Source organism: Paenibacillus sp. sgz302190, assembly GCF_059820445.1.
In genome coordinates, this window is the sequence record NZ_JBZYAO010000023.1 from 67,851 (window position 1) to 89,359 (window position 21,509).

General features: G+C 52.1%; 16 protein-coding genes. 7 read left to right on the forward strand and 9 right to left on the reverse strand.

Annotated features, from left to right (window positions below; genetic code table 11):
• The 7 genes from AC6RNO_RS23335 to AC6RNO_RS23365 form a co-directional block, all read right to left on the reverse strand.
• On the reverse strand, positions 1 to 705 hold the full coding sequence (locus AC6RNO_RS23335) for an HAAS signaling domain-containing protein (RefSeq protein WP_497106937.1): 705 nt from the start codon (positions 703 to 705) through the stop codon (positions 1 to 3).
• Positions 706 to 835: 130 nt separating this feature from the next.
• Positions 836 to 2,305 (reverse strand): VanW family protein, encoded by a 1,470-nt coding sequence (locus AC6RNO_RS23340; RefSeq protein ID WP_497106938.1) that lies wholly within the window; start codon positions 2,303 to 2,305, stop codon positions 836 to 838.
• A 778-nt stretch (positions 2,306 to 3,083) separates the two neighbouring features.
• Positions 3,084 to 4,214, reverse strand: coding sequence for an RCC1 domain-containing protein (locus AC6RNO_RS23345; RefSeq protein WP_497106939.1), 1,131 nt, complete (start codon positions 4,212 to 4,214; stop codon positions 3,084 to 3,086).
• 194 nt (positions 4,215 to 4,408) lie between these two features.
• Positions 4,409 to 5,242: a carbohydrate ABC transporter permease gene (locus tag AC6RNO_RS23350; RefSeq protein WP_474684296.1), complete on the reverse strand. Its 834-nt coding sequence runs from the start codon at positions 5,240 to 5,242 to the stop codon at positions 4,409 to 4,411.
• Positions 5,243 to 5,260: 18 nt separating this feature from the next.
• Positions 5,261 to 6,157: an ABC transporter permease subunit gene (locus tag AC6RNO_RS23355; RefSeq protein ID WP_497106940.1), complete on the reverse strand. Its 897-nt coding sequence runs from the start codon at positions 6,155 to 6,157 to the stop codon at positions 5,261 to 5,263.
• Between the two features lie 81 nt (positions 6,158 to 6,238).
• Positions 6,239 to 7,549: an extracellular solute-binding protein gene (locus tag AC6RNO_RS23360; protein ID WP_497106941.1), complete on the reverse strand. Its 1,311-nt coding sequence runs from the start codon at positions 7,547 to 7,549 to the stop codon at positions 6,239 to 6,241.
• Positions 7,550 to 7,596: 47 nt separating this feature from the next.
• On the reverse strand, positions 7,597 to 9,696 hold the full coding sequence (locus tag AC6RNO_RS23365; protein ID WP_497106942.1) for a glycogen debranching N-terminal domain-containing protein: 2,100 nt from the start codon (positions 9,694 to 9,696) through the stop codon (positions 7,597 to 7,599).
• A 375-nt stretch (positions 9,697 to 10,071) separates the two neighbouring features.
• Between AC6RNO_RS23365 and AC6RNO_RS23370 the strand changes: the two genes are divergently transcribed.
• The 6 genes from AC6RNO_RS23370 to AC6RNO_RS23395 all read left to right on the forward strand — a co-directional run bounded on the left by AC6RNO_RS23370 (position 10,072) and on the right by AC6RNO_RS23395 (position 17,634).
• A complete protein-coding gene (locus tag AC6RNO_RS23370; RefSeq protein WP_497106943.1) occupies positions 10,072 to 11,091 on the forward strand; it encodes a substrate-binding domain-containing protein in 1,020 nt (339 codons plus the stop codon).
• A 554-nt stretch (positions 11,092 to 11,645) separates the two neighbouring features.
• Positions 11,646 to 12,332 (forward strand): cell division ATP-binding protein FtsE, encoded by a 687-nt coding sequence (ftsE, locus tag AC6RNO_RS23375; RefSeq protein WP_474684291.1) that lies wholly within the window; start codon positions 11,646 to 11,648, stop codon positions 12,330 to 12,332.
• Positions 12,322 to 13,239 (forward strand): permease-like cell division protein FtsX, encoded by a 918-nt coding sequence (gene ftsX / locus AC6RNO_RS23380; RefSeq protein ID WP_497106944.1) that lies wholly within the window; start codon positions 12,322 to 12,324, stop codon positions 13,237 to 13,239. Before ftsE ends, ftsX begins: the two co-directional genes overlap by 11 nt.
• A gap of 85 nt (positions 13,240 to 13,324) precedes the next feature.
• Entirely contained in the window at positions 13,325 to 14,542 is a 1,218-nt protein-coding gene (locus AC6RNO_RS23385; RefSeq protein WP_497106945.1) for a peptidoglycan DD-metalloendopeptidase family protein, read from the forward strand.
• A 220-nt stretch (positions 14,543 to 14,762) separates the two neighbouring features.
• Positions 14,763 to 16,226 (forward strand): S41 family peptidase, encoded by a 1,464-nt coding sequence (locus AC6RNO_RS23390; RefSeq protein WP_474684288.1) that lies wholly within the window; start codon positions 14,763 to 14,765, stop codon positions 16,224 to 16,226.
• Positions 16,227 to 16,350: 124 nt separating this feature from the next.
• Positions 16,351 to 17,634 (forward strand): PDZ domain-containing protein, encoded by a 1,284-nt coding sequence (locus tag AC6RNO_RS23395; RefSeq protein ID WP_497106946.1) that lies wholly within the window; start codon positions 16,351 to 16,353, stop codon positions 17,632 to 17,634.
• Between the two features lie 24 nt (positions 17,635 to 17,658).
• Here AC6RNO_RS23395 and AC6RNO_RS23400 read toward each other — a convergent pair whose 3' ends face one another.
• On the reverse strand, positions 17,659 to 18,468 hold the full coding sequence (locus AC6RNO_RS23400) for a flagellar motor protein MotB (protein ID WP_474684286.1): 810 nt from the start codon (positions 18,466 to 18,468) through the stop codon (positions 17,659 to 17,661).
• Positions 18,452 to 19,249 carry a flagellar motor protein gene (locus tag AC6RNO_RS23405; RefSeq protein ID WP_474684285.1) on the reverse strand — a complete coding sequence of 266 codons (798 nt, stop codon included), beginning with the start codon at positions 19,247 to 19,249 and terminating at the stop codon, positions 18,452 to 18,454. Before AC6RNO_RS23405 ends, AC6RNO_RS23400 begins: the two co-directional genes overlap by 17 nt.
• 258 nt (positions 19,250 to 19,507) lie before the next feature.
• Here AC6RNO_RS23405 and uvrB point away from each other — a divergent pair, with 258 nt between their 5' ends.
• The gene (uvrB, locus tag AC6RNO_RS23410; protein ID WP_474684385.1) at positions 19,508 to 21,505 is read left to right on the forward strand and encodes an excinuclease ABC subunit UvrB; all 1,998 of its coding nucleotides are present in this window, start codon (positions 19,508 to 19,510) and stop codon (positions 21,503 to 21,505) included.
• Positions 21,506 to 21,509: the final 4 nt, after the last annotated feature.

Here is a 21,509-nt window from a genome sequence, read left to right on the forward strand (position 1 = left end):
CTATGCCCCCTTGATCAGCTTCGCGTTGAATTGGATGTATTTCCAGGTAATTTTGAAAAACCATTTGAACAGCCAGGTGGCAGAGGTGGTCAGGATGATTCCGAGGCCGAAGCAGGCGAGCATTGCGAATATAATCAGCTTAAGATCCTGCCCGGGATTTTCCCACATGCTGCCGATAACGCCTATGACCGGTGCTATAGTTAAAGCGAACCCGCCGACGAACAAGGCGATGAGGGCGGCGAATAATCCGAACCAGGGGCCGACGACAACGAGCAGATTAAAAAAACCGAGCGTAATGCTGACGATAATGGGTTTAACGCTCGATTCGGGTTTGACCGGGTATGGATAAGGATAAGGCGGCATATTCGCAAAGGAATGAGCCGCGTGGGGGTTGGCGTAATAGTTTGTGTCCGGGACCGGCTCGTGCCGCGGTTGCGGCTGAGGCGGTTCAGGCTTGGAAAAAGAAGCCGTCCGATTCGCATCCGGAGCCGCCGGTTTCGTTTTTTCCTGAGGGGTTTCACGCACCGCTTCCCAGTTGGGCACCCGGGGGTATCCCAGGGATTGTGCGACCTCGTCCTCGTGCTTCCCGTTCGCGATAGCTTTTTGAAATAGCTCTTCATATACCGATAATATATTATTACGTTCCTTTTCAGGAAGTCCGCGCAGTCTGTAGTTTAATTCTTTAAAATAATCCGCTTTGCTCATCGCTTCTTGCCTCCTTCATTGCTCCTATGTACCTAAGAATAAAAGAAAAAAGTCATAATGACCTAGTATCTAGAGTCATATGACCTGTCACTACTTCTATAAAGTAAGCGAGCCTGAAAGGAGGAAAAACCTAGCGAAAAGCGGGTCCCTTGATGCCGTCTTCAACGATCGGCTGCTGACCTGGAGCGGTGGAATTTCCTTCGTCCGGTTTGAAATCGCCGCTGTTGGAAGCGACGAGGGTCGGCACGGGCGAATATTGATCTTTGGAGATCAGCTCTTGGCTGACAAGCTGGCCGTCCTGGCGTTTGTAGCGGTACGTTTCCACGATATATCCGACTTTCCCCGTGCTGATCGGTTGGGTTGTGCCGCGGAGAAGGGCCGGGTTGTGCACATATTTTACCGGCGGCAAAATCGTCTTCACTATGCGGGATTCAATGTCATAGGTGGTGGAGGCAGACATGCTTCCAAAAAGCTTGACGGTCACGTCGCGGTCGGACGCAATGGTGCGAATGAGCAAATAAGCGCCGGTATTGTTGCGGAATTTGAAATTAATATAGCCATTGGCGAAAGTGGCATCCTGGCCGAGCGGCACGTAGCTGACAGGCAGCGAATGGTTGCGCCTCTCGACGATTTCCAGACCCGTCCGCAGTACGGCGTTGTACAAAGTCGAGGACACTTGGCAAATGCCGCCGCCGATGCCGGGAACCAGCTTGCCGTTCAAAATGACCGGCGCTTCTTTGTAGCCGAAGCGGGCTTCGGTTTGGGCGATAATTTTGCTGTAATCGAACGTATCGCCGGGCGCGAGAAGCAGATCGTGGATCGTTGCCGCCGTCGAGCGGATATTATAAATGCGCCCTTCTCCCGATGAGGGGAAGGAAGTAGTGAATTCGCTGATTTTGCGTTCGATTCCTTGTTTTTTCAGGGAATCGACGGTGACGGAGGATTGTTCCGTATAGAGCGGTATGGCAACTTTTAGCGGCGGCATTCCGCTTTGCAGCGTGCCGATCGGCGGAATCCGCGCTTCAAGCTCTTTCCGCAGCGTAATCGTATCGAATCGGGGCACGCCGCGTTCACTTTCATATTGGATCGTGTCATCGGCATTCACGATGCGGCGGGCCGCGGCAGGCTTACGGCCATACAGCTCTTTCCAGGCTTGTTTCACCGCGGCATTCAGCTTGTTCGGGTCGATGGAAGCCTGCAGCGGTAATTGGGCTTTGGCTAACGACCATCTGGCGGCAATGCGGTCGGCGAGCGAACCTTGAAACAAGCGCTGCATCGCGGTATCCAGCTGCTCTCTATGAACGACCAGTCCCAAATCTTCAAGCGACAGGTCTTTAGCGGCGATATTGGGATTCGCAGATTCCAGATGCACTTTGAGGGAAGAAAGCAGCTTCAACTGCTGATTCAACTGCTGCTGAAATGCGGTATAGCGCATGCCGCCCGCCTTCCAGCCCGCAACCTGCAAATGAGCGGGCAACTGCTGTCCGGTTCCGTATTTGTACAGAGCTCCGCCTGCGACGCCGGCCAATAGGACGATGATGATCGATGCGGCGAGCCAATATTTGCGAGCAGGCGATGGGCGCAGCAAATTCGATGGCATGGAACAGCGTCTCCTTTGCACTCGGATAAAAGAAGTCAAGCAAACCAATGCCTGTACTATCATATGTATCGTGGGCAAAAGGATTTTAGTACTTCCGGTCGTCGGGCCTTCGACGGTGGCGTGCCTGGCAATAGAAAGGCCATGCCGTTCTACGGTTGCAGAAGGGCATGGTCCTTTTTTACACATTCTGGGTTCGTGAGGGATGGTTTAGAGTAAAGTTTGAGCTCGAACGCGTTGGAGAAGCTGGGCCGTGCCGCAAAACAGTGCCTTTCACCTGTATCTACCGATTTCCGCCCATTTTCCGCCCGTTTTCCACCCAAGTTCCGTTTGTTTTCCTCCCGATTTCCGCCTGTCTTCCGCTCAAGTTCCACCGAGTCCACCAAGTCCGCCGAGTCTACCCGTCTTCCGCGGCAAAGCCTGCAAAACTAGCAAAACCTGCAAAAGTGCAGGAATTTTCGTTGGAACCGGCCCGTTTAGGGGAAAAGCCTGCGATTGTGCAGGAATTTCTGATCGTGAGAGGCCAAAACCCAAGTTTTAGCTATAAAACCTGCACATTTGCAGGAATTGTTCGGAGGCAAGCATATCAACAGCAAAAGCCTGCACTTTTGCAGGCTTTTTGCTAAATCGCCAAGTAGATGCATGAGTTGAAACGGTTAGGTTTCACGACATTCCCATTTTGCAGAATGTCTGCTAATTGGCCAAGCCCCTGTGCAAGAAAGCTTTGTCTTTCTATCTAGCGGGTTGGCCGCCAATTAGCCTGGCATTATTTTCGCACAGATCACTTGCTTGATGGCAGCTTGACTGGGATTGGAACGGAGCTGTTTTTAAAGCTGGCGTCTCCGAGTTGTCCTGCCTGATTTTTTCCCCATGCCCACAGCTTGCCGTCTTTGGTCACGGCTACCGCATGGTCATAGCCCAATGCCACGGAGGTGACATTCTTTAGGCCCTCGATATTTCTCAGTTTATCATTCCATACAGGAGAATCCGTTCCCAAGGCACCGCCTATTATACCTACGGTTCCGTCTTTTTTCACTACCACGGTTGTATAGAAACCTGTATAAATTGAAGCGGCGTCTTTCAAGCTTTCAATGAGGACGGGGCGGGTAACCTCGTCAACTTTCGGAATTCCGAGCGATCCTAATCTGTTCGATCCCCAGCCCCACACGGAGCCGTCTTTCTTCGTCGCAAAGTAGTGTCCCGATTGGCCGTGCGATAAGGCTACAACGTTGCTCAATCCCTCAATTTGATGTGCTTTATAGTCGGTGTTTGCTGCGAGTTCGGAATACGCGAACCATTCCCATACCGTTCCGTCTTCTTTCAGAATAATCACGTTGCCGTGGCCACCGGTCGTAATCTCCTTGGCCTTCTCGATATTGGTGAGTTTCACGGGCGTGGTCGAGTAAGGCTCAGGGAGCCGAGTCCAAACTTTGCCGTCCTCATCCAGGGCGGCAGCCAGGCCGTTCACAGCAGAAATTTTCGTAATATGAGATAGTTCCTTGATCTGTTTAGGAGCAGGGAATTCCGAGATTTTCTTGGCTTCGTTGTACTTGCGGCCCCAATCCCAAACCGTCCCGTCCTTCTTCAAGATCAAATCGCCGTTTCCGTATTGGGCAGCTATGGATTGGACGTTGTCCAGGCCTTGCATAAGCTCCGGCTTATTGTCCCGTAACTTGACTGGGTCCGAGCCGCCGCCGTCGGCTACGCCGCCCCAATACCAGACCTTGCCGTCGTCACTGTAGGCGACGCTGTGGTAATCCGATGCCGTAACGGCAATCGTCGGAGCCTTTTTGTCCGAGTCCGAACTCGGCGCAGCAAGCGCCTGAACCCCGGCTGTTAGCGACAAAGCGGCGACGAGCAGCATCGTGCGGCAAGTGCGGCCCACGATGGCCGTTTGCAAGTTGAATTTCATACATTTCACTCCTTGAATAGGGTATGTTAATATTTTCCTTAAGAATAGACGCAAGTTTATTGTATAAAGTTTCATATTATCCTTAATTTTCAATTGGTCATACGCAATCAAGCTCACCTGTACATGTATTTCCCAAAAGAAAAAACCATGTCGCTCTACAGTTGCAGAAGCACATGGCCTTGTTTCAACAGTTGTTATTTGGTTCCGGTAAACGTAATGCCTTTGATGAAAAATTTGTTGCCGAACGCATACACGAGCAAAGCCGGCAAGGTAAAGACCATCGATGCAGCCATAATATAGTTCCAGTACGAAATGTACTGGCCTTTGAACGTGTTCATGCCCAGAGGAAGCGTGAACATGGCGCGTTCGGACATGAAGAGCAGCGGCTTAAGGAATTCGTTCCACGATCCCATAAAAGTGAAGATCGCCATTGCCGCCAGCGGCGGTCCGGCGAGCGGGAGCGCTACCCGGAAAAACATGCCGAGACGCGACATGCCGTCCATTTCGGAAGCTTCCTCCAACTCTTTGGGAAAACTGATGAAAAACTGCCGCATCATGAAAATGTAGGTTGCTTGCACGGCCGCGGGAATAATCAGCGCCTGGAAGCTGTTCAGCCAGCCGATATCTTTAATGATCAGGTATTGCGGAATCAGCGTAACCTTATCCGGTACCATCAGAATGCTCAATATGAAGAAGAAAATAAGCTTGCTGCCGGGAAAATCAAATCTTGCCAGGGCGTACCCGGCCATAGAGTTCAGCAGCAGGTTCAGCAGAGTAACGGACAAGCCGACAAATACGCTGTTGATAAACCAGCGGGGGAACATTTGCTCGTTGGTAAATATATATTTGTAGTTATCGAGCGTAAAATGCTTGGGAATAAACGACAATCCGGTTGTGGAAATTTCCGCGAGCGTTTTGAACGAAGCGGAGAGCGCCCACAAGAACGGAACTACGGTAACGACCGCATAGAAGAACAGCATGAGATAAGTCAGCGCGCGCACAATCATGCGGGTTTTGGATGCCGCCATTTTCGGGACTCTCCTTTCCTAGTTCAATTTTTCCTCGCCGAACAGTTTGCGTTGAATCAAGGTAACGACCATAATGGCGCAGGCCAGCATAAAAGCCAAAGCGGAGGCGTAGCCCATATCCAGGTTTTTGAAAGCATATTGGTAAATCAGCAGTACGAGGGTCAGCGTCGAGTTGTCGGGCCCCCCGGAGCCGTTGGATAAAATATAAGCCTGATCGAACAATTGGAATGTACCGATCAGCCCCATCGTCACGACGAAAAAGGTAACCGGCTTCAGCATGGGCACGGTAATGGAGATGAACTTGCGCCACGTTCCGGCGCCGTCCAGCCCTGCGGCCTCGTACAGCGTATCGGGAATATCCTGCAGCGCTGCCAGGTAAATAACCATAAATTGCGGCGCTGTGGAAAAAATATTCATAATCATAATGCCTTTGAGGGCGACGCTCGGATCCCCCAGCCAGTTATAGCTGTCCATGCCAAGCATATTGAGGATATCGTTGAGCAGTCCGTCGGATTTGTAGATCCACATGAAGATGAGTGTCAGTACCGCGGATGAAGTAACGGTCGGCATAAAATAGACGACCCGGAAAAAATTGCGGAACCGTATTTTGGAATTCAGCACGGAGGCCATCAGCATGGCGACAATCGTTTGCACGGGCACGACATACAGCGCGTATTCGACGGTATTGCGCAGCCCGATCCAGGCGCGTTCGTCATCCGCGATGCGGGTGAAATTGCGCAGGCCGATAAATTTGTAGCTGACGCCGCCGAGCAGTTCTACCTTATGGAGAGAAAGAAAGACCGCGTATAAAATCGGCAGCAAAAAGAAGGCGCCAAGCACAATAAGCGAAGGCGATACGAACAAATATCCGGAGATGACGTCCCGCCATTTGCGGCGGTTCCAGCGGTTTTTCATTGGATTGCTCCCCCTTTCCTCAAAAATGCCGTAAAAGAGGAAGCTTCTCCTCTTTTACGGTCGTTATTAACGTCTATCCGGTTATTTGCTTGCGGCGATTTCCTTGTTGGCTGTTTCTTGCGCCTTTTTGAGCGCCTCTTCCAGAGATACTTTGCCCTGGTAGGCGGAGATGAATTGGTTGTTGAAGTTGTTCATAATTGTCGGCAGCGTTTCTTTGGCTTGCCATGGAATCGAGTAGGAGTTTCCGGCTACGAGCGCAGCGCGCAGCGGATCTTTGTCAAAACCAAGCTCTTTCGACACGGATTTGCGGGATGGCAGCGCCAGACCTTTGCTGGTCCACGTTTTCATGCCTTCTTTGCCGGTCAGGTAGGAGATCAGCTCCCATGCTTCCTGTTTATGCTTGGAATTTTTGTTCATGACGTAAGCGACGGTGTAGGCCATTGTCGCTTTTTTGCCAAGGACGGTCGGAACTTCCGCCGTGCCGAAGTCAAGATCCTTGAATGTGTTTTGCAGGTAAGGAATCGCCCAGTTGCCTTCGATCACCATCGAGGCTTTGTGCTGGCCGAACATTTCGCCGCCCCAGCCGGCGCCGAGATCTTTCGGCTCGCCTGCGGATTTGTCCTTCAGGTGCATGTCAACGACCGGCTGCAGCCCCTTCAACGCTTCAGGGGACGAGAAAGCCGCGTTGCCGTTATCGTCGGACACTTTGCCGCCGGCCGCTTGAATCATGAACATTTGACGAGCCAGCTCGGGAGCCGTACCGAATCCGTAACGGGATACTTTGCCGCCGTCAGCCTGCGTCAGTTTTTTGGCGGCGTCCTGGAGCTCTTCCCAAGTAGTCGGAACTTTGGTGATGCCGGCGTCCGCAAAATCTTTTTTGTTATAAAATAACGCTAGAGTGGACGTATCTTTCGGAAAGCCGTAGCTTTTGCCGTCCTTGCCTTTAAAGGCGTTGACCAGCGGCTCTTCGAAATCGGCGACGTCAAATTCAGGCTTCACGTAGCCGTCGAGCGGTTCGAGCACGTTTTTGGCAATCAGGCCCGGCGCTTCAAAAGCGTCAAGGAAGAACACGTCGGCTCCTTCGCCGCCCACCAGACGCGTCTTGATTACGTCCATGTATTGGTCCGCGATGACGTCGAATTTGACCGTGATGTTTGGATGTTTGGTTTGAAAATCTTTCAGCACCTGTTGGAACAGAGCTGTTTCTTCAGGGCTGGAGCCCCAGCCGTTCAACGTAATCGTAACGGGCTCCGAAGATTTGGATTGGCCGCCCGCCGTAGCCGCAGGAGCGGATGGGGCAGGGGACGCACTGTTCTGGCTGCTGCCGCAGCCGGAAATGACGATCATCGAAGATAACGCAACGAGTGAAATGCCGGTAAGCCATTTTTTCATAGATAATGCCTCCCTTTTTTTTACCTATCTCTACGCGTCTATACGTTTTATGAATGAAGCACTTGAAGACCGGTCGTATTGTGGAGCACGTCGACTGCAATCTTGTGCGATTGCGGGTCAAGCTGAACGTGCAGGCTCAATTTGCCCTGCGCTAACGTCATGTGGTGGACTTTCAACTCGGTCATTCCCGCCGGAAGCACCGGATTCAAGCGGATCGTGCCACCCAGCGCGTCAGGCTCGATCCCCAGCATCGTTTGCAGGAATATCAGCGGCGTGCCTGCCGCCCAAGCTTGCGGCGAGCAAGCTACCGGATACGGCACAGGTTCCCCGACGGATTCGTCGTATCCGCAGAAAAGCTCAGGCAGCCTGTCGTATTCGAAGCTTTCCGCCGCCTTCATCAAGCCTTTGATGACCTGCAGCGTCTCTTCCTTGTAGCCGCAGCGGCTCATACCGAGCAGCACGAGCGAGTTGTCGTGCGGCCAAATGCTGCCGTCGTGGTAGCTCATCGGGTTGTACCCCGACGATTCCGTGCTCATCGTGCGGATGCCGTACCCGCTGAACATATCCGCGGCAACGAGTCTGCGCACTACGGATTTGGCCCGGTCAGGCTGCAGCATGCCGGACATCAGAACGTGGCCCGGGTTGGTCGTCACGGACTGCACCTGCTTCTTGTCGGCATCCAGCGCGATCGCGTAGAAGCCTTCGTCCTCCATCCAGAAGCTGTCCTCGAACTTCTGTCTCAGCTCTTCCGCGGAACGCTCCAGCTCGCCGGCCAGCTGTTCTTTGCCCAGCTTGCGGAGGATCGGGGCGAGCTTCGTTTTGGCATGATACACGTAGCCTTGCACTTCCGCCAGCGCAATCGGCGCTTTGGCATAATCGCCGTTCTTGTGCACGACCGAGTCGCCGGAATCTTTCCAGCCCTGGTTGGCGATGCCTTTGGACGATTTTTGATAGTATTCCACAAATCGGTCGCCGTCCGCATCTCCGAACAGATCAATCCACTTGAGCGCGTTTTCAATGTTCGGCATCAACTGCTCGATCAGCGCCGTATCCCCGGTCCAGTCGACGTATTCGGCGGCCAGTAGAAGGAATAGAGGCGTCGCGTCAATCGTGCCGTAATATGGCGTAAAAGGAACCTGATTCGTCAGCGCCAACTCGCCGTAACGAATTTCGTGCATGATTTTGCCCGGCTCTTCATCGCGCCATACGTCTTCTTTGGTGCCTTGATATGCGGCCAGCGTGAGCAGCGTGCCTTTGGCCACGTTCGGCTCTGCCGGCAGCATTTGCAGGGCGGCTATCAGACTGTCGCGGCCGAACGGCACCGAATACCACGGCAGTCCGGCTACCGGGAATCGCCCATAGCCGAGATCGGTGAGCAGCACCCGCAGGTCTTGAAGTCCGCGGTTGTACAGGCGGTTGAACAGCGGGTGATCGCTCTCCACGGAAGCGGTATTGTCGTCCCACTCCTTGTAGGAAGCTTGCAGCTGCTCGATCGCTTGCCCGGCCGGAACTTGCTTCGGTCCTTCACCGTCCATGAAAGGAGCGATGAAGAAAGTGACGGACTGGCGCTCTTTGGGAGCCAGCTCAAAGCGGTAAGCGACGGTGCCGTCTTCGCCGATCGACGTTTCCGCGCGATCCCAGAGGATGTGCGTCTGACGGGTTACACCGTCGGAGCCTTTGTATCCTTTGATCAGCTTCCCTTGCTCGCGAACATCCGGGAGCGTGTCCCCGAACGTGCCGTTCTGAAAGCCGCGAACGACGAACATGTCGACGAAGTCGCTTTCGAAACGGGCGGTAAAGTCGAACGCCACAGGTTTCGGATAAAAGTTGGTAAATGATACGGTTTCGTAAAGCGCTCCTTCATAAATGAATCGTTGTCTTTCCAGTTCTACGGATTCTCTCCAAAGAATCAACTGCCCATCCGATTCCATATGAGGGTTTGTCAAGCGAATGGCAGCGATATAATTCGTTCCTGCGGATGAACTGAGCAGAATCGGCTTTTTGCCGTTGATCCGGATTTCGAAGCCGCTCAGGAAGCGGGTATCCTTCGTATACAGACCGTGACCTGCTTCATTGCCAGCGGGAATATCGCCGGTTTTATCGGTCATCAGAAAGAGATCGTTCTCTTTAATGACGCGGTAATCCATTCGGGCCACCTCTTTTCTCTGTGTTTTCTTGATGCATCCATGTGCAATCTAATTACCGAAACGTTTCGGATAAATTTGAAAAGAAGGGGAAAAGTGAAAGAAGTGGAATTAATCCGTATCATTTCCTTTTTCCCGCTTAATGATTCAACCGTTGTAGCGACTAAAACATTTCCGAAACGTTTTGGCAATCTCTATTTTTGATTATACATAACGATCTATTCGTTGACAATCCCCTAAAAACACTTTTTTAAGCGTTTTCAAAAAGCGGATAATTAACGTTGAAACTCTAAGGGTAATATATTAATATAGAATTTATACGAAAATTGAATGAAATATTGCCAAAACGTTTTGGAAAGGGGCGAACACGCAAACCATATGATTACGATTAAAGATATCGCAAGAGAAGCGGGCGTGTCCGTCACAACCGTTTCCCGCGCGCTTAACGGATATGACGATGTGAGCGAAGATACCCGAAAAAAAATTCAGCTTATCGCGGAGGGGCTTGGTTACAGTCCGAATATGGCCGCCCGCAGCTTGATTTCCAAAAAAACGAAAACGCTCGGGCTGCTGCTTTCCGGCATTACCCGCAACAGCTCCAAAGACAGCATTGCGTTTGAAACTTTATGCGGCATGAACGACCGGGCCGGGGAGCTGAATTACGATCTCATTCTGTTCAGCACGACGCCGCAGAAGCAGGCCGCAAAATCGTACAAATCGCTGTGCCAGGAGCGCGGCGTCGACGGCGTCATTATTATGGGCATCCGGTTGGACGACCCTTATTTAAAAGAAATCGTCGGCTCCAAGCTGCCTTGCGTGCTTATCGACATTCCTTTTAAGAACAGCAATGTCGGCTATGTGACATCGGACAACGTTCAAGGCGCATACCGGATGACCAAATATTTGATCGATCAGGGTCACCGCAAGGTGGCGCTTGTGAACGGCCATGCCCAGGCCGACGTCAGCATCAAGCGTCTGGACGGCTATCGGCAGGCGCTGCAGCAAGCCGCCATCCCGTTCGAGGAAGAGCTGGTGCTCGACGGAGGGTTCGCCGATGACAGTGCCCGTGACGCCACTTACCGGCTGATGTCGCAGCACCCCGACGTTACCGCGATTTTTTGCGCCAGCGACTTGATGGCGTTGGGCACGATGCAGGCGCTTCGCGGCCTTGGACTGAGCATTCCGGGCGATGTGTCGGTGGCCGGGTTCGACAACATCAGCATTTCCGCGTACTGCTCTCCGGCATTGACCACCGTAAGTCAAAACCCCTACGAAATCGGCTATCAATCCGCGCAAATGATGATCGACATGCTGGAAGGACGTCAGGTTGCCAAACAACTGGTACTCCCTACCGAAGTGCTGGTCCGAGCCAGTGTCGCGGCGCCCAGAGCGCATTAATCCGGCGCTGCATCCCAATTCGCTAAGTATGACGAATAACGAATCTCCAAAGGCCGGGCGCGGCTTTTGGAGATTTTTTGCAATCGGGGGGCTTGGTCGTTTGGAAGGGTATGGCACGAAGATGGCAGAGTCGTTCGTTCGTGAGCCGGCTTGGGGGCGCGATACTCGGTTTAGGTAGGGAGCCTGAATTGTTGGCGTGGCCAATTTGTGAAGCATTTAGAACTGGCAAGCCCGAAAAACCTGCAATAGTACAGGCATTCTCCGCGGAAATGGGCTGTTTTAGCAAAAAGCCTGCAATTGTGCAGGAATTCCCAATCAAAATGGCTCCGAGCCCATGTATTCGCTGAAAAGCCTGTACTTTTGCAGGTTTTCTCTGCGCCACCAGCTGCTCAGGAGAAGCTTTTTCGTCTGCAAATGCCAGAGGCGAAAGAATCATATTTTCTCGGAAAATGATATAATAGTGGCAAAGTTCACGAAATATCTTGCGAAGTAAAGGATTTTCGTCTTTTATGTCGAAAGTATATAGGCTATCTATATGATTGGGATGTGATATTGTGATCGAAATGCAGGACGTATGGAAAACATACTCCAACGGTACTCATGCATTGCGAGGGATTAACATAAAGGTGGACCGCAACGAGTTCGTGTATGTTGTGGGGCCGTCCGGAGCCGGTAAATCGACGTTTATGAAATTGATGTATAGAGAAGAGAAGCCGAGCAAAGGGCAAATTTTTGTGAACGGCTTTAATTTGGAAAAGCTGAAACAGCGCAAAATCCCGTATGTGCGCCGGAATATTGGCGTTATTTTCCAGGATTACCGACTTTTGCCTAAGCTGAATGTGTTTGAAAATATCGCTTTCGCCATGGAAGTTATCGAAGCCCCCAAGAAGCAGATCAAGAAGCGCACCATGGAGGTGCTGGAGCTTGTAAAGCTGAAGGATAAAGCGAATTCCCTGCCTTCCCAGCTGTCTGGCGGCGAGCAGCAGAGGGTGGCTATTGCCCGGGCAATAGTGAACAATCCTTCCGTCATTATTGCCGACGAACCGACAGGAAATTTGGATCCCGACACGTCATGGGGGATCATGAAGCTTATGGAGGAAATCAACTTCCGCGGCACTACGATTGTTATGGCCACTCACAACAAAGAAATCGTCAACACCATGCGCAAAAGGGTCATTGCGATAGAGCAGGGCATTATTGCTCGTGACGAAGTGCGGGGGGAATACGGCTATGAAGATTAGTACGGCCACTCGTCATTTGCGGGAGGGCGCGAAGAACATTATCCGCAACGGGTGGATGACATTCGCTTCGATCAGTTCGATCACGATTTCCCTGTTCATTCTTGGAATTTTTGTACTGATTACTTTAAATATCAACGATATTACGGGCCAGATCGAGAAGCAGGTTGAGATCAACGTTTATTTGGAGGTCAACACGCCGCAAGATCAGATCACGCTTTTGGAAGGCCAGATTAAAGATATCCCGGGAGTGAAGACAGTCAAATTCGTTTCCAAGGAAGAAGGACTCGTCTATTTGCGGGGCAAGCTTGGCGAGAGCGGCAATGAGCTGTTGGAAGGCTTTGACGGCAGCAACAATCCGCTGAATGACTCGTTTACCATCGAGGTTGACGATCCGCATAATGTAGCGGCGGCAGCTGATAAAATTTCCGCGCTGAATCTGGGCAAGGATCCCAAGCCGATTTATAAAGTGAATTACGGCAAAGGAACTGTCGAAACGCTGTTTAAAGTGACCGAAATTATCCGTTGGGTCGGCATCGGCATTGTTATTCTGTTGTCGTTCACCGCGGTATTTCTCATTGCCAATACGATCAAAATTACGATTTTGGCGCGCCGCAAGGAGATCGCCATTATGAAGCTCGTCGGCGCAACCAACTCTTTCATACGTTGGCCGTTTTTTATCGAAGGCGCCTTGATAGGATTCGTAGGCTCTATTATTCCGACCGGATTGATAGTAAGCGGGTACTGGAAGCTTATGAACATAGGATCGCTGGATATGAACCTGCTCATGATCAAATTGACGCCGTTCCACAAGATCGCAATTACGCTAATCCCGCTGCTTATTGGCATCGGCATCATCATCGGAATATGGGGAAGCCTGATCTCCGTCCGCAAATTTTTGCGCGTATAAGAAACAATGTCTATAGTTTCATAGTTATGCAGTTTGCTAGACTTAAGTTCCAGGTTCGGTTTGGAAGAATGAGGAGGCTAAGTGCTTGAAAAAGAAGATTCTGCCCTTGTTGTTGTCATTTGGAATTGCAGGTTCCCTGACGGTTCCTTATGAAGGCTATGCCGCTTCAGCTACGGAAAAGATCGATCAACAGCTGTCCCAGCTTAAAAAGAAAAAAGCGGATATGCAGCAAAAAGCAAACGACGCCCAAAATCAAATCACGCAAGTTCAAAATGAAAAAGAACAAACGACGCAGGATATGAAAACCATTATCACGCAGGTGAACGAAGCGAGCAAAAAGCTGACTGAACTGAACAATCAGATCGACGATGTATCCGATCAGCTTCAGGAGAACGCCAAACAGCTGGATGATGCGGAGGCGCGGGTCGTAAGCCGCGACCAGATGCTGAAATCGCGGGTGCGCCTGATGTATATGAACGGCTTTGTCTCCTATATGGACGTGCTGATGAGCGCTACCAGCTTTTCCGATTTCCTGAACCGTTTGGAGGCGCTCAAATCGATCGTCAACCAGGATAAGGAAATACTGGAAGCGAACAAGAAAGACCGGGATACCGTCGAGCAAAAGAAACATGAGACCGAGCAGCAGCTTGAGCAGGTTAAGGGACTGTATGCCGAAGCGGATGCGACCCGTACTGCGCTGCGGGTGAAGGAGAAGGAAAAAGAAGTGAAGATCGCTTCTTTAACCAAGCAGGAGAAAGTGCTGGAGGATATCTCGGAGGAGAGTGAGCAGCAGATGATCGCCATGGCCAAGCAGGAGGCCGATCTCCAGGCAAAGAAGCGCGCCGCGGCCGCGGCGGCGGCAGCCGCATCGAAGACCAAAGTGGCGTCGCCCTTCACATACAGCGGCGGCAAATTCGGCTATCCGCTTGAGACCCAGGGCGTATTAACGTCCGATTTTGTCAATCGGATCAATCCTATAACCGGAAAGTCGGAGAATCACAAAGGAATCGACCTTGCCGTACCCAAAGGAACGGAAATCCGCGCCGCGGAGAACGGTTCCGTCATCTATGCATCCTGGATGAGCGGCTATGGCAACTGCGTCATTATCGATCACGGAAACGGCGTCTGGACGATATACGGCCACATTATGAACGATGGCATTTATGTGAAAAAAGGCGATACGGTCAAACGCGGCCAGAGAATAGCAGGTGTGGGCTCTACGGGGCAATCGACCGGGAACCATCTGCATTTTGAAGTCAGAATCAACGACAACCCTGTAGATCCCAAACCTTACTTGAGATAGGACAACTTGGAGTCCGGCGGGCGGAGTTACTTTTGTGCGGTCATTATGCATAAAATGTAACTGCTGCGATACTTCATCGGTCAGACTCCTTGGTTATAAAACGGGGAACGCTTGTCATATACTAAACAGGCGGGCTGTTCGGAAAGCAGGCCCCGGATACAACAACTTCAGCCGAATCCCGGCTGACACGGGTTAAGGACAAAAGGTGGTGAATCACGCTGTGCAATTCAAAGGGCGAACGGTGCTTGTCTTTATTTTGTTATCGATGTTTGCAAGCAGTATAGTGACGTTGACGATCGTGGATTCCTCGATGCTCGCCGCATGGAAGGGAAAGCCGGCGGGGAGCGCCGCTGTGGCGGCCCCTGCTAATTCGGGAATGACCAACAAGGATTTGAGCAAAATCGCGACGACTTATCAGTTGATCGAGAACAAGTTTCTGAATCAGACGGATCATGACAAGGTCATTAACGGCGCCATCAACGGGATGCTGGAATCGCTGGAAGACCCGTTCACCGTGTACATGGATCAGAAGGAAGCCAAGCAGTTTGACGAAAGCATTACTTCATCTTTTCAAGGGATTGGCGCCGAAGTTTCCACGGAGGACGGAAAGGTCGTCATCGTTTCTCCGATCAAAGGATCTCCGGCCGAAAAAGCGGGCATTCAGGCGAATGACGTCATTTCATCGGTAAACGGCGAAAAGCTGGACGGGCTTACGCTGAACCAGGCGGTTATGAAAATCCGCGGGCCCAAGGGCACGCAGGCCAAGTTGGAATTGATTCGCCAAGGCGTAGGCGATCCGATTCAGGTGATCGTCGTACGCGATGATATTGATGTAGAAACGGTACATGCGGAAATGCTGCAGGATCAGATCGGTAAAATCGAGATTCGCCAATTTTCCTCGAATACGGCGACCCGATTTGCGGAAGAGCTGAAAAACCTCGAAGCCAAAGGCATGAAAGGGCTCGTCATCGACGTGCGCAACGACCCGGGCGGCCTGCTGAACGTCGTCGTCGATATCGTCAATCCGTTTGTCAAAGACGGCAAGCCGATTGTACAGGTGCAGAATCGCGACGGCAAGCGCGAACCGACCCCTTCCACGGGCAAGGGCAAAAATTACCCGGTAACTGTGCTTATCAATAAAGGAAGCGCCAGCGCTTCCGAGATACTGGCGGGAGCTTTCCAGGAAGCTGTCGGGAGCAAAATTATCGGCGAAACGTCCTACGGCAAAGGCACGGTGCAGGTTACGTTCGAGAAGGAAATGGGCGACGGCAGCAACATCAAGATGACGGTATACAAATGGCTGACGCCAAACGGCAACTGGATTCACAAAAAGGGAATTCAGCCCGATATCGCCGTCGAGCAGCCCGCATACTTCAAGGTAGCTCCGCTCACGAAGAAAACGGTTTTGAAACAGGATACAACGAGCGACGATGTGAAAAATTTGCAGTTGATGCTCACCGGGCTGAACTTCGCGCCGGACCGCACGGACGGCTACTTCAGCGACAAGACGGCGCAGTCCGTGAAGGCGTTCCAGCGCGTGAACAACTTGCCGATGACAGGCGAAGTGGACACGGAAACGGCGAACAAGCTGGAAAAATCGATCTTGGCGCAAATCCGCGAGCCGAAGAACGATCTGCAGCTGAAAGCTGCGGTGCAAGAGCTGCAGCAAAAGCTTGCGAAATAAATATGCGCGCAGATATTGGAAATTCGCCGTTTAGGCAGGAAATCGGCGCCGCTGGTCGAAATCAAATAGGAGGGATGCCCCCGGGTGTCCTTCCTATTTCTTTTTATCAAGGAGCCTCGATCTTATGGAATTTGTCGCGCAACTTCTAGAAAGGTTCTTGTATGCGATTTTGCAGTTGTTGATCAATCCTTTTTACTATATAGGCATTCTGTTTATCATCCTTCAATACCGGAAGCAAGTTCAGTTGGAGCGCAAGCTGTTTCATACGAAGCTGCACTCGATGCTGAGCGAAACTTGGCGGATGGTGCTCTGGGGATGGATCGGCGGCCTCGGCGCCTCGGTTCTCATCCTTTTTGCCGGAGTGAGCGTGCAGGCGGAATCGGTCATGCTTTTATGGGCGGTTTCCATCGTGCTGCTGCTATTCCGCGTCCGTTTTCTTTGCTTCGCTTACGCCGCGGGAGTTCTCGGCATTGCCCATACGATCGCCGTGTGGCTTCCCCAAATGGCAGAGCTGCGGAAGACGGCTCCGGTTCTCGAGTGGATCGCAAATGCGGACGTTCCGTCGCTTCTGCTGATTGCGGCGGTGCTGCACCTGCTCGAAGGGCTGCTGGTCGGTCTCCAGGGAGCGAGAATGGCCAGCCCGCTGTTTCTGGAAGGCAAGCGCGGAAAAATCGTCGGCGGCTACCAACTGCAAGGATTTTGGCCGGTTCCGCTGTTTCTGCTTGTGCCGTTTGCAGGCGGCAGTACGGAGGCTGTGCCGTGGGAGACGCTGCTCGGCGCCCAGTTGGACTCGGGCTGGAGCATGCTCGCCTTCCCGGTGATGATCGGCTTCACCGAGCTGACGGTTTCCAAGCTGCCGCGCGAAAAAACGCGTCTGAGCGCAAGCATGCTCTATTTGTACGGGATCATCGTGCTTGGGGCGGCTGTCGCAGCCGCCTACTGGACACCGCTGGTGATTCCCGCATCGATACTGACGATCGGGCTGCACGAAGCGTTGATCTGGTATCACAGCTGGTCGGAAGCGAAGCAAGTTCCGTTCTTCGTTCATTCCCCTAAAGGCCTTATGGTGCTGGCCGTAATTCCGAAGAGTCCGGCGGCCGAGATGGGCATTCTGGCAGGTGAAACGATTCATAAAGTGAACGGCCGCAAAATAGCGGGCAAAGCCGATCTTCATGCCGCCATGCAGCTGAATCCCGCGTTTTGCAAGCTGGAAGTGCTGAACGGGCAAGGCGAAGTGAGGTTTGCGCAGAGGGCGATCTTTGCAGGCGACCATCACCAATTGGGCATTATTTTGGCGCCGGATCAGCAAGCCATGTATTATGTGGAACATCGGCCCATGCATCTGTTCTCCTATTTGCGCGGCAAATTGACGGGCTTATTGTCGAACGATTCCGGCAAGCCGATGTAGAATTAAAAAAACCTGCATTTCTCCTTACGGAGAAGCAGGTTTTTTGGGTTGGGTCGGCGTCAGATCGTTGCGCAGGACGATGATTTCGACGCGCCGGTTTTTCGCGCGGTTCGCTTCGCTGTCGTTGCTGACTTTGGGCATCGTATCGGCATAGGCGGTTGCGACGAACTTGTCGTCCTCCACGCCTGCGGTATCGCTGAAATAGCGCAGCACGGACAGCGAACGGGCGAACGACAACCCCCAATTGTCCTTAAAGGGGGAGCCTGTCGCGAGAGGAAGGTTGTCCGTATGCCCTTCGATGCTCACTTTGGAGCGAAGCGTCGGGAACAGGGAGGCCAGCTTTTGCAAAATCGGGTATGAAGCCGGCTTCAAATCCGCCTTGCCCAAATCGAACAGGAACAGATCGTTCAGCGTTATCGCAACTCCGCGGTCCGTATCCGTTGCAGATACATCGGACTGAAGATTTTGCTCCTGAATATAGGCTTGGATTTGTTTCAGCAGGTCCTGAAGCTCTTTTTCCTTCTTTTCCTTCTCGGCGTCATTCTGTTTGGTATCCACGTTCTGCTGCTTGAAATCTTTATCCTTGCTGTCCGAGTCGCCCTCCTTCGGGGTTATTTGGCCGCTGATTCCCTTGCCGTTTTCCAAGATGGAGTCGGCTTTTTGAAATTGCAGGTTTAAGGCCTGGGCAAGAACGGAATACTTTTGAACATCAACTTTGCTCATGGCGTACATGATGATGAAAAAAACGAGAAGCAGCGTAATAAGATCGGCGTAGGTAATGAGCCAGCGCTCGTGATTGCTGTGCTCCGGCTGTTTCTTACCTCTCCTCGGCATTGCCTGCACCTGCCTCTCGCTGATCGGTTGCGGACGATTTGTCGTGGAGGAAGGAGTTCAGTTTTTTCTTGATCAACTGAGGATTTTCGCCGGCCTGCAGGGCGAGTATGCCCTCAAGCATCAGCTCCATGTCGGCTATTTGCTCTTTGCCGCGAAGCTTGATTTTGTTGGCGATAGGCAGATAGATCAGGTTGGCGCTCATGACGCCGTACAGGGTCGCTGTAAAAGCGACGGCAATCGCCGGACCCAGACTGGAAGGATCGTCGAGGTTGCCCAGTACGTGAATCAGCCCCATGACGGTGCCGATAATACCCATTGTAGGGGCATAGCCGCCGCCTGCCTCGAATATTTTGGACATGTTCTCCATCTCGTGTTCGATAGCGTCCATTTCTAGCTCCAGTATTTGGCGCGTCAGCTCGGGATCCGTACCGTCCACGACCATTTGAAGACCGTCTTTCAAAAAGGGATCGGCGTGATCCTGGGCGCGCTGCTCCAAGGCAAGAACGCCTTCTCTTCTTGCTATTGTGGCCATATCGACGATTTCGGCGATCATAGCCCCCGGGTCTTTAGGCGTTTGTACAAAAGCGATTTTGAGAGCTTGAGGAATTTTTCTCAAGATGCGTCCGGGAAAGCTGACGGCCACCGCGCCGAACGTTCCGCCGAAGACGATCAGCATTGCGCTGGGAATAAGCAGCGAGTTGATATGGCCGCCGTCCCACATATACCCGCCGATCAAGCCGGCAAGTCCAAGAAGCAATCCCAGAATAGTTGTCAAATCCATGATCATACCACTCCTATTTCAGCATAAGAACTATAGGGCAGAGTAAAATGCCGGTATCCTGATGGCGGCAAACAATTCGCAGCATCGAAACCAGCAGATATTGCCGTTTGCAACATGACAGCAAGAAGAGTATAATGGAAAAAGCAGAACAAACATTCTTATCGGAAATTTAAAATATTTGGAAGTTCTTATTTAATATCGGAAATTGAATACAGAAAGTTTATAGACAGTTTGATTTCGATGGTGCGGGTGATAATGATGAATGAAATTACGGTCAGTTCAAAAAAGTTTGAGCTTGTTTCGGAATTCGAACCTCAAGGCGACCAGCCCAAAGCGATCGATGAGCTTGTGAAGAGCATTGAGGCGGGGAACAAGCACCAGGCGCTGCTTGGCGCGACCGGTACGGGCAAGACGTTTACGGCGGCGCAAGTCATCGCCAGGTTGAATCGTCCGACGCTGATTATCGCGCACAACAAGACATTAGCCGCACAGCTGTGCAGCGAGTTCAAAGAATTTTTCCCCAATAATGCAGTCTCCTATTTCGTCAGCTACTACGACTACTACCAGCCGGAAGCCTACATCGCATCCTCCGACACCTACATCGAGAAAGATTCAAGCATCAATGAAGAAATCGATAAGCTTCGCCACTCGGCGACAAGCTCGTTGTTTGAGCGCCGGGACGTCATTATTGTGGCGAGCGTATCGTGCATTTACGGTTTGGGATCGCCGGCGGAGTACGGTTCCCTGCTGCTTTCTTTGCGTGTGGGGATGGAGAAATCGCGCAACGAGATTTTGCATCGTCTCGTGGATATTCAATATCAGCGGAACGATATGAATTTTGTGCGCGGCACGTTCCGGGTGCGCGGCGATGTCATTGAGATTTTCCCGGCGTCGCATGGAGAGCAAGCCGTCAGGGTGGAACTGTTCGGCGACGAGATTGAACGGATTACGGAAATCAACGTGCTTACCGGCGAAATTATCGGCGAACGCGAGCATATCGCGATTTTCCCGGCTTCTCACTTCGTGACGCACGAGGATTCGATGAGACGCGCATTGGTGGACATTGAGCGGGAACTGGAAGAACGGCTCGCCGAGCTTCGCGAGCAAGGAAAACTGCTGGAAGCGCAAAGACTGGAGCAGCGCACGCGGTATGATATCGAGATGATGCAGGAGATGGGTTTCTGTTCCGGCATTGAGAACTACTCGGGCCCGCTGACGTTCCGGGAGCGGGGAGCGACGCCTTATACCCTCATGGACTATTTCCCGGAGGATATGCTGTTCATCGTGGACGAATCCCATGTAACGCTGCCGCAGATCCGCGCGATGTACAATGGCGACAGAGCGAGGAAGGAAGTGCTGGTGGAGCATGGCTTCCGTCTGCCTTCCGCTTTGGATAACCGCCCGCTGCGTTTCGAGGAATTTGAGGATAAAATCAGCCAAATCGTATATGTTTCCGCAACGCCGGGGCCTTATGAGCTTGAGAAGTGCCCTGAGATGGTCGAGCAGATTATCCGCCCTACAGGGCTGCTGGATCCGATTATTGAAGTCAGGCCGACCAAGGGGCAGATCGATGATTTGCTGGCGGAGATCCACGAACGGATCCGCAAGGACGAGCGTGTGCTGGTCACGACGCTGACCAAGAAGATGTCCGAGGATTTGACGGATTATTTGAAAGAAGTCGGAATTAAAGTCAGGTATTTGCATTCGGACATTAAAACGTTCGAGCGGATGCAGATTTTGCGGGATTTGCGGCTGGGGACGTTCCATGTGCTTGTTGGGATCAACCTTTTGAGAGAAGGGCTTGACCTGCCGGAAGTATCGCTGGTCGCCATCCTGGATGCGGATAAGGAAGGGTTCCTGCGGGCCGAACGCTCGCTGATCCAAACGATCGGCCGGGCGGCGCGCAACGCCGAGGGCCGGGTTATCATGTATGGGGACAAAATTACGGATTCCATGGAAAAGGCTATCCGTGAGACGAATCGCCGGCGCAGTATCCAGGAAGCGCATAATGAGGAGCGGGGCATTACGCCGCAAACCATTGCCAAGAAAATCCGCGACGTGATTGAAGCTACGAAAGTAGCCGAGCAGAAGGCGGACTACCTCACGGAAGCGAAGAGCGCGAAAATGTCGAAAAAAGACCGGGCTTCGCTGATCGAACGCCTGGAAGCGGAGATGAAGGAAGCCGCCAAGAACTTGCAGTTTGAGCGTGCCGCCGAGCTTCGCGATGCGATTATGGAGATGAAGGCCGAGGCATAGCCTG

Excerpts from the sequence above, each read along its gene's own strand:
- AC6RNO_RS23335 (WP_497106937.1), bottom strand. The coding sequence starts at position 705 with ATGAGCAAAGCGGATTATTTTAAAGAATTAAACTACAGACTGCGCGGA.
- AC6RNO_RS23340 (WP_497106938.1), bottom strand. The coding sequence starts at position 2,305 with ATGCCATCGAATTTGCTGCGCCCATCGCCTGCTCGCAAATATTGGCTC.
- AC6RNO_RS23345 (WP_497106939.1), bottom strand. The coding sequence starts at position 4,214 with ATGAAATTCAACTTGCAAACGGCCATCGTGGGCCGCACTTGCCGCACG.
- AC6RNO_RS23350 (WP_474684296.1), bottom strand. The coding sequence starts at position 5,242 with ATGGCGGCATCCAAAACCCGCATGATTGTGCGCGCGCTGACTTATCTC.
- AC6RNO_RS23355 (WP_497106940.1), bottom strand. The coding sequence starts at position 6,157 with ATGAAAAACCGCTGGAACCGCCGCAAATGGCGGGACGTCATCTCCGGA.
- AC6RNO_RS23360 (WP_497106941.1), bottom strand. The coding sequence starts at position 7,549 with ATGAAAAAATGGCTTACCGGCATTTCACTCGTTGCGTTATCTTCGATG.
- AC6RNO_RS23365 (WP_497106942.1), bottom strand. The coding sequence starts at position 9,696 with ATGGATTACCGCGTCATTAAAGAGAACGATCTCTTTCTGATGACCGAT.
- AC6RNO_RS23370 (WP_497106943.1), top strand. The coding sequence starts at position 10,072 with ATGATTACGATTAAAGATATCGCAAGAGAAGCGGGCGTGTCCGTCACA.
- ftsX (WP_497106944.1), top strand. The coding sequence starts at position 12,322 with ATGAAGATTAGTACGGCCACTCGTCATTTGCGGGAGGGCGCGAAGAAC.
- AC6RNO_RS23395 (WP_497106946.1), top strand. The coding sequence starts at position 16,351 with ATGGAATTTGTCGCGCAACTTCTAGAAAGGTTCTTGTATGCGATTTTG.
- AC6RNO_RS23400 (WP_474684286.1), bottom strand. The coding sequence starts at position 18,468 with ATGCCGAGGAGAGGTAAGAAACAGCCGGAGCACAGCAATCACGAGCGC.
- AC6RNO_RS23405 (WP_474684285.1), bottom strand. The coding sequence starts at position 19,249 with ATGGATTTGACAACTATTCTGGGATTGCTTCTTGGACTTGCCGGCTTG.
- uvrB (WP_474684385.1), top strand. The coding sequence starts at position 19,508 with ATGAATGAAATTACGGTCAGTTCAAAAAAGTTTGAGCTTGTTTCGGAA.